The organism is Georgenia ruanii (genome assembly GCF_009193175.1).
Classification (GTDB): domain Bacteria; phylum Actinomycetota; class Actinomycetes; order Actinomycetales; family Actinomycetaceae; genus Georgenia; species Georgenia ruanii.
In genome coordinates this window covers 416,098-430,558 of the sequence record NZ_VUKE01000001.1, presented here as the reverse complement: position 1 = coordinate 430,558, position 14,461 = coordinate 416,098, and the positions used below count along the sequence as shown (strand labels likewise).

Sequence of the window (14,461 nt, the reverse complement as noted above, 5' to 3'; positions counted from 1 at the left end):
GCGCGATGACCGTCATCACCGAGGACGCCTGGGCGTCCCTGCGCGCGCTGGCCTACGAGGCCATGGAGCGGGCCTACGTGCCGTACTCGAAGTTCCCCGTCGGCGCGGCCGCGCTGGTCGACGACGGCCGCACCGTCTCGGGCTGCAACGTCGAGAACGCCGGCTACGGCGTGACCCTGTGCGCCGAGTGCGGCCTGGTCTCCGAGCTGATCCGCTCCGGCGGCGGGCGCCTGGTGGCCTTCACCTGCGTGGGCGGGCACGGGCAGGTACTCGTGCCGTGCGGGCGGTGCCGGCAGCTGCTGTGGGAGCACGGCGGGCCGGCCCTGCTCGTCGAGATGCCCAGCGGCATCCACCCCATGACCGACGTGCTTCCCGAGGCGTTCGGGCCCGAGTACCTCGCCCGGGAGGCGACCGCATGACCGAGCCCTTCGACGCCGTCGACGTCCTCCGCACCAAGCGCGACGGCGGCGCGCTCGGCCGCGCGCAGATCGACTGGGTCATCGACGCCTACACCCGCGGCGCCGTCGCCGAGGAGCAGATGAGCGCCCTCGCCATGGCGATCTTCCTCAACGGCATGGACCGGACCGAGATCGCCCGCTGGACCCAGGCGATGATCGCCTCCGGCGAGCGGATGGACTTCTCCGCCCTGTCCCGGCCCACCGCCGACAAGCACTCCACCGGCGGCGTGGGGGACAAGATCACCTTGCCCCTCGCCCCGCTCGTGGCGGTCTTCGATGTGGCGGTCCCGCAGCTGTCCGGCCGCGGGCTCGGCCACACCGGCGGCACCCTCGACAAGCTCGAGGCCATCCCGGGCTGGCGGGCGGCGCTGAGCAACGAGGAGATCCTCGCCCAGCTCGACGGTGTCGGCGCCGTGATCTGCGCCGCCGGGTCCGGGCTGGCGCCGGCGGACAAGAAGCTCTACGCCCTGCGCGACACGACGGCGACCGTGGAGGCGATCCCGCTCATCGCCAGCTCGATCATGAGCAAGAAGATCGCCGAGGGCACCGACAGCCTCGTCCTCGACGTCAAGGTCGGCTCCGGCGCGTTCATGAAGGACCGCGACCGCGCCGGCGAGCTCGCCCGCACCATGGTCGAGCTGGGCACCGACGCGGGTGTGCGGACGGTCGCGCTGCTCACGGACATGTCCACCCCGCTCGGGCGCACCGTGGGCAACGCCCTCGAGGTGCGCGAGTCGGTGGAGGTCCTCGCCGGCGGCGGGCCCGCCGACGTCGTCGACCTGACCGTCGCCCTGGCCCGGGAGATGCTCGACGCCGCCGGCCGGCCCGACGCCGACCCGGCCGCGGCGCTGCGCGACGGGCGGGCCATGGACGTGTGGCGCCGGATGATCGCCGCCCAGGGCGGGGACCCCGACGCCGCCCTGCCGGCGGCCCGGCACACCGAGGACGTCCTCGCCCAGGCCGACGGCGTGCTCACCACCCTGGACGCCTACGCCGTCGGGGTGGCCTCGTGGCGTCTGGGCGCGGGCCGGGCCCGCAAGGAGGACCCGGTGCAGGCCGTCGCGGGCGTCGAGCTGCACGCCAAGCCCGGCGACCGGGTCCGGGCGGGCCAGCCGCTGCTCACCCTGCACACCGACACCCCCGAACGGTTCGGCCGGGCCCGGGAGGCGCTGGCCGGTGGTGTCGTCGTCACCCCGCCGGCCGAGCTCGACGGCTTCGCCGCGCGGGAGCGGGCCGTCGTGCTGGACCGGGTGGGCGGCTGAGGGGGCGCGACGCTCTCGCCGGCCGCCCGCGCCGGCCCGCGGCCCGCTCCGGGTCGCCGCCCGCCCGCCGGCGAGGCACGCTGGCCCTCATGCGTGCCCTGCCCCCGGTCTCGCTGAGCACCGTGCTCGGCCCCCTCGCCCGCCCGCTGCGCGCGCCGCGGCACGGCGCCCCCGGCCCGGTGGAGCGGCGTCCCCCGACGCCGCGGGCCGGCCGGGCCCGCCCGGCGTCGGGGCCGGCGGCCGGTCCGAGGGCCGGGCCTGGGCCCGCCGGCCCGGCGGGGACCGCAGCCGCGTCGCCGGTCACCCTCGGCGGGGCGCCCGCCCGGCAGACCGACGAGACCACCTGCGGGTCCATGGTGCTGCTCATGCTCGCGGCCACCGGCGACCCCATCCTCGCCGACTGGCTCGAGCGCGGCACCCTGGCGCCCGACCTGCCCGCCGACCAGGTCCCGCCGGAGATCCCGCCGGCGGCGACCGGCATGGGCGCGCTGCCGCCGGTGGCCGCCACCGCCCACCCCACCGCGGCGACCCGGCTCGCCGCCGCCCAGCAGCACCTCAAGCGGCGCACCAGCGCGCGGGCGCTCGGCCCGGTGCCCTGGCCCGGCCGCCTCGGCACCCCGCCGTGGACGGCCGCCCGCGAGGCGCGCTTCCCCGGGGTGCGCTACCGGTCCGTCCCGCTCGACGACGCCTCGCCCCGCGCCACCGCGCTGCTGGCCAGCGCCCACAAGGCCACCCTCGCCGGGGTGCCCGTCCCGCTCTACACCGGCGGGGACCTGCGCCGCGGCCTGGCCAGCGCCGTCCCGCGCCACGTCGTCCTCGCGGTGCCCCCGCCCGCCGCCGCGGCCCACCGCGGGCACGACGACGCCGGCCGCCCGGTGCTGCACCTGTACGAGCCCGCCGCCGGCCTGGTCCACGAGGTGCCGGTGGCCGCCCTGCTCGGCCGGACCGAGCCCCATCCCGCCCTTGGGGGCTGGACGCACGTGGTCTGGGTGGTGCTCCCCGAGCCGGTGCGGTGACCTCTTGCGCCGCCCCGCACCGCGGGGCACGCTGGCAAGATCCACCACCCCACCGAGGAGGAGTCATGAGCATGCCGCGACCCGAGCCCGTCGCCACCCCCGCCTCCGTCGAGCTGGACCCTGACGTGCTGGGCGAGGAGCACACGCCCGAGGACGACCTCGTGGCCGAGCCCGAGGAGTACGCCCCGGAGGTCGAGCTGCAGGAGCCCACGCGCGAGGCGAGCCCGGAGGACGTCGCGGAGCAGGTCGCCGAGGTTCCCGGGGACGAGGACGAGGTGGTCGCCGAGGACGAGGAGTACTGACCGTCCCGGGTCGCGGCGGCCCCCGGTGCTCCGGTGCCGGGGGCCGCCGCGTGCCCGGGCGACTACCGTGAGTCCTGGACCGCACCCGTCCGGGCACCGGCCGTGCCGACGCCGTCGGCGCCATCGGAGAGAAGAGGATCGATGAGCCACATCCGCACCGAGGGATCGGTCAGCCGCACCCGCGCCGAGGTCGCCGGCCTGGTCGACCACACCCTGCTCAAGCCCGAGGCCACCGCCGAGGACGTCGCGGCCCTCGTCGCGGAGGCCCGAGAGCTCGGCGCCTACTCCGTGTGCGTCTCGCCGAGCCAGCTGCCCCTGACCGCTACCGGTGACGTCAAGGTCGCCACCGTGTGCGGGTTCCCCTCCGGCGCCCACCACGCCGAGGTCAAGGCCGCGGAGGCGGCCCGCTCGGCCGCCGACGGTGCCGACGAGGTGGACATGGTCATCAACCTCGGCCTGGCCACCACCGGCCGGTACGACGCCGTGCAGGAGGAGATCGCGGCCGTGCGCGCCGCGGCTCCGCAGGTGGTGCTCAAGGTCATCATCGAGTCCGCCGCGCTCACCGACGACCAGATCGTCGGTGTGTGCCGAGCCGCCGAGGCGGCGGGCGCGGACTTCGTCAAGACCTCCACCGGCTTCCACCCCGCCGGCGGCGCGAGCGTGCACGCCGTCGAGCTGATGGCGCGGACCGTCGGCGGCCGCCTCGGCGTCAAGGCCTCCGGCGGCATCCGCACCACCGAGGCGGCGCTCGCCATGATCGACGCCGGCGCCACCCGGCTGGGCCTGTCCGGCACCCGCGCCGTGCTCGAAGGTCTGAGCGACTGAGCGGCCGCTCGTGGCGGCGCCCCGGGACCGTCAGAGACCGACGGCGGCGGACACGTCCGCGCGCAGCCGCTCGATCCGGGCCGCCGCCACCCGGCGGGTGGCCGCGACGTCGGCCGGGTCGGCCACCGGGACGACGACCTCCAGGTAGCACTTGAGCTTCGGCTCGGTGCCCGAGGGCCGGATGATCACCCGGTCGTTCTGCGCCGTCAGGTACGACAGCCCGTCGGTGGGCGGCAGGTCCGCGGAGCCCGCGGACAGGTCGGTGACGGTCACCACCGGGGCGCCGGCGAGCATGGCCGGGGCGGCGGCGCGCAGGCGGGCCATGGCGTCGGCGATGAGCCCGACGTCTGCCACCCGGATGGCCAGCTGGCTGGTGCCGTGCAGGCCGTGGCGCCGGGCGAGGTCGTCGAGCATCTCCGGGACGCTCGAACCGGCGTCGCGCAGCTGTGCGGCCAGGTACGCCAGTCGCAGGGCGGCGGTGATGCCGTCCTTGTCGCGCACCGCCTGCGGGTCCACGCAGTAGCCGATGGCCTCCTCGTAACCGAAGACCAGGCCCTCGGTGCGCGCGATCCACTTGAAGCCGGTGAGCGTGGTGCGGTGGTCGAGGCCGTGCGAGCGGGCGATCCGGTCCAGCAGCCGGGAGGAGACCACCGAGCTCGCCATGACTCCGCGGCCCGTCATCGCCGCCGCCACCCCGGTCTGCGCGCCGAGCAGCGCGCCGATCTCGTCACCGGTGAGCTGGCGCCAGCCGCCGGCCACCGTCGGGTCGGGCGCCGCGACGGTGCACCGGTCGGCGTCGGGGTCGTTGGCCAGCACGAGGTCGGCGTCGACGGCGCGGGCCAGCTCGAGGGCGAGGTCCAGCGCCCCGGGCTCCTCGGGGTTGGGGAAGGCCACGGTGGGGAAGTCGGGGTCGGGGTCGGCCTGCTTGGCCACGACGTGGACGTCGGTGAAGCCCACCCGGCGCAGCGCCTCCACCGCGGTCGCCCCGCCCACCCCGTGCATGGGCGTGTACACGAGGCGCAGGCCCCGGGTGTGGCGGGCGGGGATGAGCGAGGCGGCGCGGCGCAGGTAGGCCTCGCGCACGTCGTCGCCGAGCACCTCCCAGCCGCCCTCCGCGCGCGGCACGGCGTTGGCCGGTCCCGCCGCGGCGATCTGGGCGGCGATCTCGCCGTCGAAGGGCGGGACGATCTGTGCGCCCTGGCCGGCGCCGGTGACCACCCGGCCGCCCAGGTAGACCTTGTAGCCGTTGTCCTGGGGCGGGTTGTGCGAGGCGGTGACCATGACGCCGGCGTCGGTGCCCAGGTGGCGCACGGCGAAGGCGAGCACCGGGGTGGGCAGCGCGGCGGGCAGCAGCAGCGCGCGGCCGCCGGCGGCGGTGACCACCGCGGCGGTGTCGGTGGCGAACTGGGCCGAGCCGTGTCGTGCGTCGTAGCCGATCACCACGGTGAACCCGGCGCCCACGCGCGCGGTGAGGAAGGCCGACAGCCCGGCCGCCGCCTTGATGACCACGGCCCGGTTCATCCGGCTGGGCCCCCCGCCCAGCGCCCCGCGCAGCCCGGCGGTGCCGAACTGCAGCAGGCCGGCGAAGCGGGAGTCGAGCTCGGCGCCGGCCGCGGTGACGCCGTCGTCCCCGGCCTCGGTGCGCTGGAGCAGCACGGTCAGCTCGGCGCGGGTGGCGGGGTCGGGGTCGGCGTCGATCCAGGCGCGGACCTCCGCGGCGGTGGTCTTCATCGGTGGGCTCCTCGGTGGCCCGGCGGTCGGGCGGGTGGGACGGCGCGGGGCCGGGGGCGACGGTGGGGGAGTGGGGGCGCGGCGGGCCGCGGGCTCGTCAGAGCAGCCGGACGATCTCGGCGAGCAGCCGGGAGATGCGCGGTCCGGCCGCCCGCCCGGCCTCCAGCACCTCCTCGTGGGAGAGCGGCACGGGGGAGATGCCGGCGGCGGGGTTGGTCACCAGCGACAGCCCCAGCACCTCCAGGCCCACGTGCCGGGCGGCGATGGCCTCCAGCGCCGTCGACATGCCCACGAGGTGCCCGCCGATGCGGCGGGCCATCTGCACCTCGGCCGGGGTCTCGTAGTGGGGGCCGGGGAACTGGACGTAGACGCCCTCGGGCAGCGCGGGGTCGACCTCGCGGGCCAGGGTGCGCAGCCGCGTGGAGTACAGGTCGGTGAGGTCGACGAAGGTCGCCCCCTCCAGCGGCGAGGCGCCGGTGAGGTTGATGTGGTCGCTGATGAGCACCGGGGTCCCAGGGGGCCACTCCTCCTCCAGCCCGCCGCAGCCGTTGGTCAGCACCACCGTCCGTGCGCCGGCCGCCGCGGCCACCCGCACCCCGTGCGCCACCCGCCGCACGTTGCGCTGCTCGTAGTAGTGCGTGCGGGCGCCGATGACCAGCGCGTGCTTGTCCGTGCCGGCCAGGCGGACCGAGCGCAGCGTGCCCACGTGCCCGACGACCGCGGAGGCGGAGAAGCCCGGCACCTCGGTGGCCGGGATCTCCGCGACGGTCTCGCCGACGAGGTCGGCGGCGCCGCCCCAGCCGGACCCGAGCACCAGCGCGACAGCGTGGCGCTCGACCCCGGTGCGCGCGGCGATGAGCTCGGCCGCCGCCCGGGCGACGGCGAACGGGTCGGGGGCGGGATCGTCCAGGTCGGCGAGCCTGGCGTCGTCGTGCACGGTCATGGGCACGACGCTACCGCTAACGGCCCCAGACCGGCCGTGGCCGGCGCCGCGGGGCGCGCCGGGCGGCACCGGACCGTCCGGTTCGGCACAATGGCCTGACGTGAGCACTCCTTCCGGCCCCGTCCCCCCGCCCGCGACCGAGACCGCCGGCGCCGCCCCGGCTGCCCCATCCGGGCGCCGCGACCAGCGTCGCGCGGCCGAGACCGGAGCCGGCGCCTCGCCGGTGCGCGAGGGCTCCCGCGTCGTCATCATCGGCGGCGGCCCCGGTGGGTACGAGGCCGCGCTGGTGGCCCGCCAGCTCGGCGCGCAGGTCCAGGTGGTCGAGCGGCAGGGGATGGGCGGCTCCGCCGTGCTGACCGACGTCGTGCCCTCCAAGACGCTCATCGCCACCGCCGAGTGGATGACGCTGACCGAGCAGGCCGGCGAGCTGGGCATCGGCGCGGAGGGCGAGGGCGAGGGCGAGGCCGGCGCGCTGCGCGCCGACATGGACGTGGTCGACCAGCGGGTCATGCGGCTCGCCGAGAAGCAGTCGCGAGACATCCGCAACCGCCTCGAGCGTGAGGGCATCGAGATCATCGCCGGCTCCGGGCGCATCGGCGCCCACATGGACGCCGACGCCAACCGCCGGGTCTTCGTCGAGACCGCCGACGGCGGCCGGGAGGAGCTCGCCGCGCAGATCGTCCTCGTCGCCACCGGCGCGACGCCGCGGATGCTGCCCACCGCCGAGCCCGACGGCGAGCGGATCCTCACCTGGGCGCAGATGTACAACCTCACCGACATCCCCGAGCACCTCGTGGTGGTCGGCTCGGGCGTGACCGGGGCCGAGTTCGCCGGTGCCTACAACGCCCTCGGCGCCGAGGTCACCCTCATCTCCAGCCGCGACCGGGTGCTGCCGGGGGAGGACGAGAACGCCGCCGAGCTCATCGAGGGCGTCTTCACCCGCCGCGGCATGCACGTGCTGTCGCGCTCGCGCGCCGCCGGCGTGCGGCGGGTGGGCGACGGGGTGGAGGTCGAGCTGACCGACGGGCGCGTAGTCGCCGGCTCGCACTGCCTCGTCGCGGTCGGCGGCGTGCCGAACACCGCCGGGCTGGGCCTGGAGGAGGCCGGGGTGCACCTCAAGCCGTCCGGGCACATCGAGGTCGACCGGGTCTCGCGCACCCGGGCCCCGCGCGTCTACGCCGCCGGCGACTGCACCGGGGTGCTGCCGCTGGCGTCCGTGGCCGCCATGCAGGGCCGCATCGCCATGTGGCACGCCCTCGGCGACGCCGTCGCCCCGCTCGACCTCGCCTCCGTCGCCGCGAACATCTTCACCGCGCCGGAGATCGCCACCATCGGGGTGACGCAGAAGGCCATCGAGGCCGGCGAGGTCGACGGCGCCATCACCCGCCTGCCGCTGGCGCGCAACCCGCGGGCGAAGATGCTCGGCATCAAGGAGGGCTTCATCAAGCTCTTCTCCGACCGGCCCACCGGCACGGTGCTGGGCGGCGTGGTCGTCGCGCCGCGGGCGAGCGAGCTGATCTACCCGATCACCATCGCGGTCGCCCAGCGGCTGACCGTGGACCAGCTGGCCAACGTCTTCACCATCTACCCCTCGCTCACCGGCTCCATCGCCGAGGCCGCCCGGACGCTGCACCGGGCCTGACACCCGCGCGACCACCGTGGCGGTGCGGTCGCAGCCGCAGCGGCCGGTGGGCGGCAGCCAGCATGACGTTGGTCGGCGGGCTGTGCTCACGAGGTGGGTGGCGCACCCCGGCGGGCGAGGGACAGCCAGAACCGGGCGCGGGTAGGAGCGCCGACCTCGCGCACCTCGACCAGCCCGTCGCAGCGCTCGCGCACCAGGCGCTCGAGGCGGGCGTGCATGGTCACCGCCGCTGCGGGGCAGCCGTGGCAGGCGCCCGACATGCGCACCTCCACCACGCCGTCGCGCACGTCCGCCAGCTCGATGTGGCCGCCGTGGGAGCGGGCCAGGTCGCCCACCGGGCCGGCGAGGACGTCCTCCGCCGCGGCCCGCAGCGTCGCGTCGCGGCCGGATCCGTCGGCGAGGCCGGTCCGGGTTCCCGGACCGGCCTCGGCGTCGCCCACGCGGGTCGGCGTCGCGCGGTCGGCTGTCGCGCGGTCGGCCGTGGCGCGCACCGTCCAGCCCGCCGGCGTCGCCAGCGCCTCGTGCAGCGCGGTGCGCACCCGGGCGCCGTCGGCGGGCCAGCTGTGCCCCGCCCCGAGCCGGGTGACGACGGCGCGCGGCTCGGCGACGACCCGGGCGAGCGTGCCGTCGCCGAGCAGGCCGCCCAGGGCGCCGGGCGCGGCGGCGACGGGGCCGGCGACGGGCACCGCCCCGGCCGGGACCACCCACCGCAGCTCGGCCGGGTCCGCCCCCGTGACCGGGTGCATCGGGACCAGCGCGGGCGCGCTCACAGCAGCGCCATCGTCAGGTGCCGGGCCAGGAAGGCCATGACCCAGGCGAGGACGGACATGTACGCGAAGGCGGTCAGCGGCCACCGCCAGCCGCCGCTCTCGCGTCGCATCACCGCCAGCGTGCTCATGCACTGCATGGCGTAGACGAAGAACACCAGCACCGCGACCGTCGTCGGGGTGGTGAGCACCGGCTCCCCGGCGTGCGGGCCGTCGGTGAAGGTCATTCCCGCGAGGGCGGCGCGGGGGTTGTCGGGGTCCTGTGCGGCGGCCACCTGGCCCAGGGTGCTGACGAACACCTCCCGGGCGGCGAGGGAGGAGATGATGCCGATGTCGACGTGCCAGTCGAAGCCGAGCGGGGCGAAGACGGGCTCGATCGCGTGCCCCACGCCGGCGGCCACGCTGTGCTCCATGACGTAGCTCGTCACGGCGGCGCCGTCGGTGGTGTCCACCCCCGCGGCCGTGAGCTCCTCGGCGGAGCGTGCGGGCAGGTTGAGCATGAGCCACAGGGCGAGCGTCACCGCGAGGATGATCGTGCCCGCCTTGCGGACGAACGCCTTCGAGGCGGTCCACATGGCCACCAGCACGCTGCGGCCGGTGGGCACCCGGTAGGGCGGCATCTCCATGTAGAAGGGCATGACCGTGCCGCGACGCCCGGTGACCTTGCTGAACACCCACGCCGCGGCCATGGCCGAGACCGCCCCGAGCAGGTACAGGGCGAACATCAGCACCCCCTGCGCGCCGAACGGGCCCACCCGGGCGCCGGGCTCGACGAGCAGGGAGATGAGGAGCACGTACACGGTCAGCCGCGCCGAGCAGGTCATGAGCGGGGCGGCCATCATCGTGGCGATGCGGTCGCGCGCCGACGGCAGCGACCGGGTGGCCATGATCCCGGGGATGGCGCAGGCCACGGCGGAGAGCAGCGCGACGAAGGCCCGCCCCTCCAGGCCGGCCCGGGCCATCACGCGGTCCATGAGGAAGGCCGCGCGGGAGAGGTAGCCCACCCCCTCCAGCAGCGACAGCAGCAGGAAGAGCAGCATGATCTGCGGGACGAACACGAGCACCGCGCCCACCCCGCCGATGATGCCGTCGGCGAGCAGACCGGCCAGCGTCGGGCTGGGGACCTGGGCGCGGACCAGGCCGGCGAGCCAGCCGAAGAAGGTCTCGATGGCCCCCTGCAGCGGCGCCGCCACCACGAAGATCGTCTGGAAGAACGCGAACATCACCGCGAAGAACGTGATCGTGCCCCACACCGGGTGCAGGAGCGCCCGGTCCAGGCGTTCGGTGGTCGCGTCCAGGTGCGGGGCGCGGTAGTCCGCGGCGGCGAGCACCGAGTCGATCCACGCGGCCGTTTCCGCCGGCTCGGTCGGCGGCGCGAGCGGGGAGCGCGGCCACGCCGCGGCACCGGGAAGCGTCGCCCGCAGCGCATCGATGCCCGCCCGGCGGTGGCCGAGCACGCGGTGGACGGGCACCCCCAGCGCCGCCTGCAGCCCGGGCACGGACAGCTGCCCGCCGCGGCGGGCGAGCTCGTCGGACATCGTCACGACGACGCAGGTCGGCCGCCCCAGCGCGAGCACCTCGGCGACCAGCGTCAGCGACCGGCGCAGCGTGGTCGCATCGGCGACGACGACGAGGGCGTCCGGGGCGGGCACGCCGGCGAGCCGGCCGGCCAGCAGGTCCGCGACGACCTGCTCGTCCGGGCTGACCGGGTGCAGGCCGTAGGCCCCGGGCAGGTCCTCGACGACGACGTCCGCGCCGTCGACCTGGCAGGTGCCCACCGAGCGCGCGACGGTGACGCCCGGGTAGTTGCCCGTCTTGGCGTGGAGGCCGGTGAGCGCGTTGAAGATGCTCGTCTTGCCCGCGTTCGGGCTGCCGACGAGGGCGACGCGGCGCGCCGCCGTCGCCACGCCGGCGTCCTCGGGGACGTGGCAGGTCACGGCGCGGCAACCACCTGGACGTCCCGGGCCTGCTCGCGGCGCAGGCACAGCGAGTAGCCGCAGACCCGGTACACGCACGGGTCCCCGAGCGGGGCGCGGCGCACCGCCTCGATCACCGCACCGGGCAGGAAGCCCAGGTCGCGCAGCCGCCGGGCCACGGCGGGGCTGGCGGAGACGACGTCGCTGACGCAGGCGCGGCAGCCCGGCGCCAGGTCCGCGAGCGTCCCGGCGGGCTCTGGTAGGGGGTGAGCGGACGCGGCGGGAGCAGCGGTGTCCGGAGCTGCCATGACCCCTCCTCGCTCGGGTGCGCCGGTGTCCCGGCCTCGGGCGGCGGCACCGTCCGGCGGATAGAAGGTAAGGCTAGCCTTAGCCGCTAGGCAAGGGGTCTGACCTTGGTCCCGGGCCGGCGGCAGCCGTCCCCAGCTGTCGGCAGCAGTCCCCGGCCGGCGGCGACGCGTCGCGGGCGGCTCCGGCGGCGACGGCTTCCGGCCGTGGCCCTGCCTGCCCGGCCGACCTCGTAGGGTCGGACCATGAGTGAGCCCTTCCCGCGCGCCGCCGTCGCGCTGCCGGACCCCGCCGTCGCCGACGTCGCCGACCTCACCGCGGCCGTGTGCGACATCCCGTCCGTCTCCGGCGAGGAGGGCGCGCTCGCGGACGCCATCGCGGCGGCGCTGGCGCCCTACGACCACCTCGAGGTGCTGCGCGACGGCGACGCCGTCGTCGCCCGCACGAACCTGGGCCGCGACCAGCGCGTCGTCGTCGCCGGCCACATCGACACCGTGCCGGTCAAGGACAACCTGCCCACCTGGCGCCGGACCACCGCCGACGGCACGGAGGAGCTGTGGGGGCGGGGCGCCACCGACATGAAGGGCGGCGTCGCCGTCGCCCTGCACCTGGCGGCCGCGCTGACCGCGCCCCGCTGGGACGTCACCTGGGTCTTCTACGACCACGAGGAGGTCCACGCGGACCTCAACGGCCTGGGCCGGCTGGTGCGGGTGCACCCCGAGTGGGTCACCGGCGACCTGGCCATCCTCGGCGAGCCCACCGCCGCGGGGATCGAGGGCGGGTGCAACGGCACCCTGCGGGCCGACGTGCGGCTGACCGGGCGCACCGCGCACTCGGCGCGCGGGTGGCGCGGCGAGAACGCCGTGCACCGCGCCGGGGAGGTGCTCGCCCGGCTCAGCACGTACCAGCCGCGGGAGGTGGAGGTCGACGGGCTGGTCTACCGCGAGGGGCTCAACGCCGTCGGCATCCGCGGCGGCATCGCGAGCAACATGATCCCCGACGAGTGCGTCGTGACCGTCAACTACCGTTTCGCCCCGTCCCGCTCGCCGCATGAGGCGGAGAGGCACGTGCGGGAGGTCTTCGACGGCTACGAGGTGACCGTCACCGACCTGGCCGGCGGGGCCCGGCCCGGGCTCGACCACCCGCTCGTGGCCGGGTTCGTCTCGGCCGTCACCGCGGTCACCGGCGGGGCGCCGGGCCCGAAGTACGGATGGACGGACGTCGCCCGGTTCGCCGAGCTCGGCGTGCCGGCGGTGAACTTCGGCCCCGGCGATCCCATGCTCGCCCACGCCGACGACGAGCGCGTACCCGTGGACCAGATCCGGGTCTGCGCCGACGCGCTGCGCGGCTGGCTCGCCTGACCCCGTCGACACCGAGGACACTGGTCCCATGACACGCACGGTCCATCCCAACCGCCGCGACCCCGACGGCCGCCCCGAGAGCAACGGCTACCGCAAGGGCCCGGTGCTCCTGCGGGGGGCGCTGGTCCCGGACGAGACGACGGACGCCCGCCTGCTCAAGCCGGAGCAGGACACCAGCTGGCTGCACCAGGACCCCTGGCGGGTGCTGCGCATCCAGGCGGAGTTCATCGAGGGCTTCGGCGCGCTCGCCGAGATCGGCCCGGCGATCTCGGTGTTCGGTTCCGCCCGCGTCAAGCCCGAGGAGCCGGAGTACGTCCTCGCCGAGGAGATCGGGCACCGGCTCGTCGAGGCCGGCTTCGCCGTCGTCACCGGCGGCGGGCCGGGGATCATGGAGGCCGCGAACAAGGGCGCCTGCGAGGCCGACGGGCTCTCGGTCGGGCTGGGCATCGAGCTGCCGTTCGAGCAGGGCATGAACCAGTGGGTCGACCTCGGGGTGAACTTCCGCTACTTCTTCGCCCGCAAGACGATGTTCGTCAAGTACTCCCAGGGGTTCATCGTCCTGCCCGGCGGCTTCGGCACCATGGACGAGCTCTTCGAGGCCCTCACCCTGGTGCAGACGCAGAAGGTCTCCTCCTTCCCGATCGTCCTCGTCGGCAGCGAGTACTGGGGCGGGCTGGTGGCCTGGCTGCGGGACACCATGGTCGCCCGCGGCACCATCAGTCCGGCCGACCTCGAGCTGCTGCCCGTCGTGGACACGGCGGCGGACGCCGTGGAGGCGGTGCTGGAGCGTGTGCGGGTGCTGGCGAAGGAGCGTCAGGCGCAGGAAGCCGCGTCGGTCGAGGCCGGCGGCGCCCCTGAGTGATCTAGACTTAACTCCAGTGGCAGTCCGAACGGAACCTCTTTGCGGCCCGGGCGGACGGTCCGACATCCATGGAGAAAAGGGGTGCACCACATGGCCGCGATGAAGCCGAGGACCGGAGACGGACCGCTCGAGGTGACCAAGGAGGGACGGGGCATCGTCATGCGCGTCCCGCTCGAGGGTGGTGGCCGGCTGGTCGTCGAGCTCACGCCGGCGGAGGCCGGCGAGCTGAGCGAGGCGCTCAGCGCCGTGGCCAGCTGAGCACCCACCACACGCACCCGACGGCCGGCCGGCCTTGCTGGCCGGCCGTCGGCCGTTTGAGGGGCGTTCAGCGGCGCACGGCCACCAGCAGGCCGTCGCCGCTGGGCAGCAGCGCGCTGACGAGGCGGGCGTCCTCGCGCACCTGCCGGCCCAGCTCCCGCACCGCCACCGTGGTGTCGTCGCGCCGGGCGGGGTCGGCCACGCGGTCGTGCCACAGCGCGGCGTTGACGGCGAGGATCCCGCCGGGACGCAGCAGGCGCACCGCCTGGGCGACGTCGTCGCCGGCCTCGGTGGGGTCGCCGTCGACGTGGACGAGGTCGTAGGCGCCGTCGGCGAGGCGGGGCAGGACGTCGAGGGCGCGGCCGGCGATGAGCCGGGTGCGGGCCGGGCGGATGCCGGCGGCGGCGAAGGCCTGACGGGCGGCGCGCTGGTGCTCGGACTCGACGTCGATGGTGGTGAGCACGCCGTCGGGGGTCATCCCGCCGAGCAGCCACAGCGCGCTCACGCCGGTGCCGGTCCCCACCTCGGCCACCGCGTGCGCCCGGCCGGCCGCGGCGAGCACGCGCAGCGCGGCGCCGGTCCCCGCCGAGACCGGCGTGACGCCCAGCTCGGCCGCCCGCAGCCGCGCGCCGGCGATGGCGTCGTCCTCGGGAACGAACTCTTCGGTGTAGGCCCAGGACAGGGCCTTGTCGGCAACGATGGTGAGGCCTCCGGCAGGACGGGGCGGCGGGCGCCGTGGTGGTGCGTGATCCGCGATGCGGACCGACGTCTGATGCTACCGGGGCGCCGCCCGCTCCCAGGCGACGTCCAGC

The 14,461-nt window shown here is 76.0% G+C and carries 15 protein-coding genes; 9 read left to right on the top strand and 6 right to left on the bottom strand.

Annotated elements, in window-relative coordinates; all coding sequences use genetic code 11:
- The first annotated feature begins 5 nt into the window (after positions 1-5).
- The 5 genes from GD880_RS01985 to deoC all read left to right on the top strand — a co-directional run bounded on the left by GD880_RS01985 (position 6) and on the right by deoC (position 3,863).
- Positions 6-419: a cytidine deaminase gene (locus GD880_RS01985; RefSeq protein WP_152229932.1), complete on the top strand. Its 414-nt coding sequence runs from the start codon at positions 6-8 to the stop codon at positions 417-419.
- Positions 416-1,720, top strand: coding sequence for a thymidine phosphorylase (locus GD880_RS01980; RefSeq protein WP_152229931.1), 1,305 nt, complete (start codon positions 416-418; stop codon positions 1,718-1,720). Before GD880_RS01985 ends, GD880_RS01980 begins: the two co-directional genes overlap by 4 nt.
- 89 nt (positions 1,721-1,809) lie before the next feature.
- Complete coding sequence (locus GD880_RS01975; protein WP_152229930.1) at positions 1,810-2,736, top strand: hypothetical protein; 927 nt, start codon at positions 1,810-1,812, stop codon at positions 2,734-2,736.
- A gap of 65 nt (positions 2,737-2,801) precedes the next feature.
- Positions 2,802-3,038 (top strand): hypothetical protein, encoded by a 237-nt coding sequence (locus GD880_RS01970; RefSeq protein WP_152229929.1) that lies wholly within the window; start codon positions 2,802-2,804, stop codon positions 3,036-3,038.
- 141 nt (positions 3,039-3,179) lie between these two features.
- Positions 3,180-3,863, top strand: a complete 684-nt coding sequence (gene deoC / locus GD880_RS01965; RefSeq protein WP_152229928.1) for a deoxyribose-phosphate aldolase — start codon at positions 3,180-3,182, stop codon at positions 3,861-3,863.
- 30 nt (positions 3,864-3,893) lie between these two features.
- Here the strand turns inward: deoC and GD880_RS01960 are convergent, their stop codons facing one another.
- Positions 3,894-5,594, bottom strand: coding sequence for a phospho-sugar mutase (locus GD880_RS01960; protein ID WP_152229927.1), 1,701 nt, complete (start codon positions 5,592-5,594; stop codon positions 3,894-3,896).
- Positions 5,595-5,691: 97 nt separating this feature from the next.
- Positions 5,692-6,537: a purine-nucleoside phosphorylase gene (locus tag GD880_RS01955; RefSeq protein WP_152229926.1), complete on the bottom strand. Its 846-nt coding sequence runs from the start codon at positions 6,535-6,537 to the stop codon at positions 5,692-5,694.
- Between the two features lie 223 nt (positions 6,538-6,760).
- Between GD880_RS01955 and GD880_RS01950 the strand changes: the two genes are divergently transcribed.
- Positions 6,761-8,179 (top strand): NAD(P)H-quinone dehydrogenase, encoded by a 1,419-nt coding sequence (locus tag GD880_RS01950; RefSeq protein ID WP_226909334.1) that lies wholly within the window; start codon positions 6,761-6,763, stop codon positions 8,177-8,179.
- A gap of 86 nt (positions 8,180-8,265) precedes the next feature.
- Here the strand turns inward: GD880_RS01950 and GD880_RS21000 are convergent, their stop codons facing one another.
- Genes GD880_RS21000 through GD880_RS01935 form a run of 3 tightly spaced genes read right to left on the bottom strand, consistent with a single transcriptional unit; the run spans position 8,266 to position 11,170 of the window.
- A complete protein-coding gene (locus GD880_RS21000) occupies positions 8,266-8,949 on the bottom strand; it encodes a NifU family protein (protein WP_264372263.1) in 684 nt (227 codons plus the stop codon).
- A complete protein-coding gene (gene feoB / locus GD880_RS01940) occupies positions 8,946-10,883 on the bottom strand; it encodes a ferrous iron transporter B (protein WP_152229924.1) in 1,938 nt (645 codons plus the stop codon). The genes GD880_RS21000 and feoB overlap by 4 nt, the downstream gene beginning before the upstream one ends.
- Positions 10,880-11,170, bottom strand: coding sequence for a FeoA family protein (locus GD880_RS01935; protein WP_152229923.1), 291 nt, complete (start codon positions 11,168-11,170; stop codon positions 10,880-10,882). Before GD880_RS01935 ends, feoB begins: the two co-directional genes overlap by 4 nt.
- Before the next feature lie 243 nt (positions 11,171-11,413).
- On the opposite strand from GD880_RS01935, the gene dapE reads away from it, so the two are divergent.
- The 3 genes from dapE to GD880_RS01920 all read left to right on the top strand — a co-directional run bounded on the left by dapE (position 11,414) and on the right by GD880_RS01920 (position 13,649).
- Positions 11,414-12,529, top strand: a complete 1,116-nt coding sequence (dapE, locus tag GD880_RS01930) for a succinyl-diaminopimelate desuccinylase (RefSeq protein ID WP_152229922.1) — start codon at positions 11,414-11,416, stop codon at positions 12,527-12,529.
- A gap of 28 nt (positions 12,530-12,557) precedes the next feature.
- Positions 12,558-13,391, top strand: coding sequence for an LOG family protein (locus GD880_RS01925; RefSeq protein ID WP_152229921.1), 834 nt, complete (start codon positions 12,558-12,560; stop codon positions 13,389-13,391).
- 90 nt (positions 13,392-13,481) lie between these two features.
- Positions 13,482-13,649: a DUF3117 domain-containing protein gene (locus GD880_RS01920; protein ID WP_193314316.1), complete on the top strand. Its 168-nt coding sequence runs from the start codon at positions 13,482-13,484 to the stop codon at positions 13,647-13,649.
- Positions 13,650-13,716: 67 nt separating this feature from the next.
- Here the strand turns inward: GD880_RS01920 and GD880_RS01915 are convergent, their stop codons facing one another.
- Positions 13,717-14,349, bottom strand: a complete 633-nt coding sequence (locus tag GD880_RS01915) for a class I SAM-dependent methyltransferase (RefSeq protein ID WP_152229920.1) — start codon at positions 14,347-14,349, stop codon at positions 13,717-13,719.
- Between the last annotated feature and the right edge of the window lie 112 nt (positions 14,350-14,461).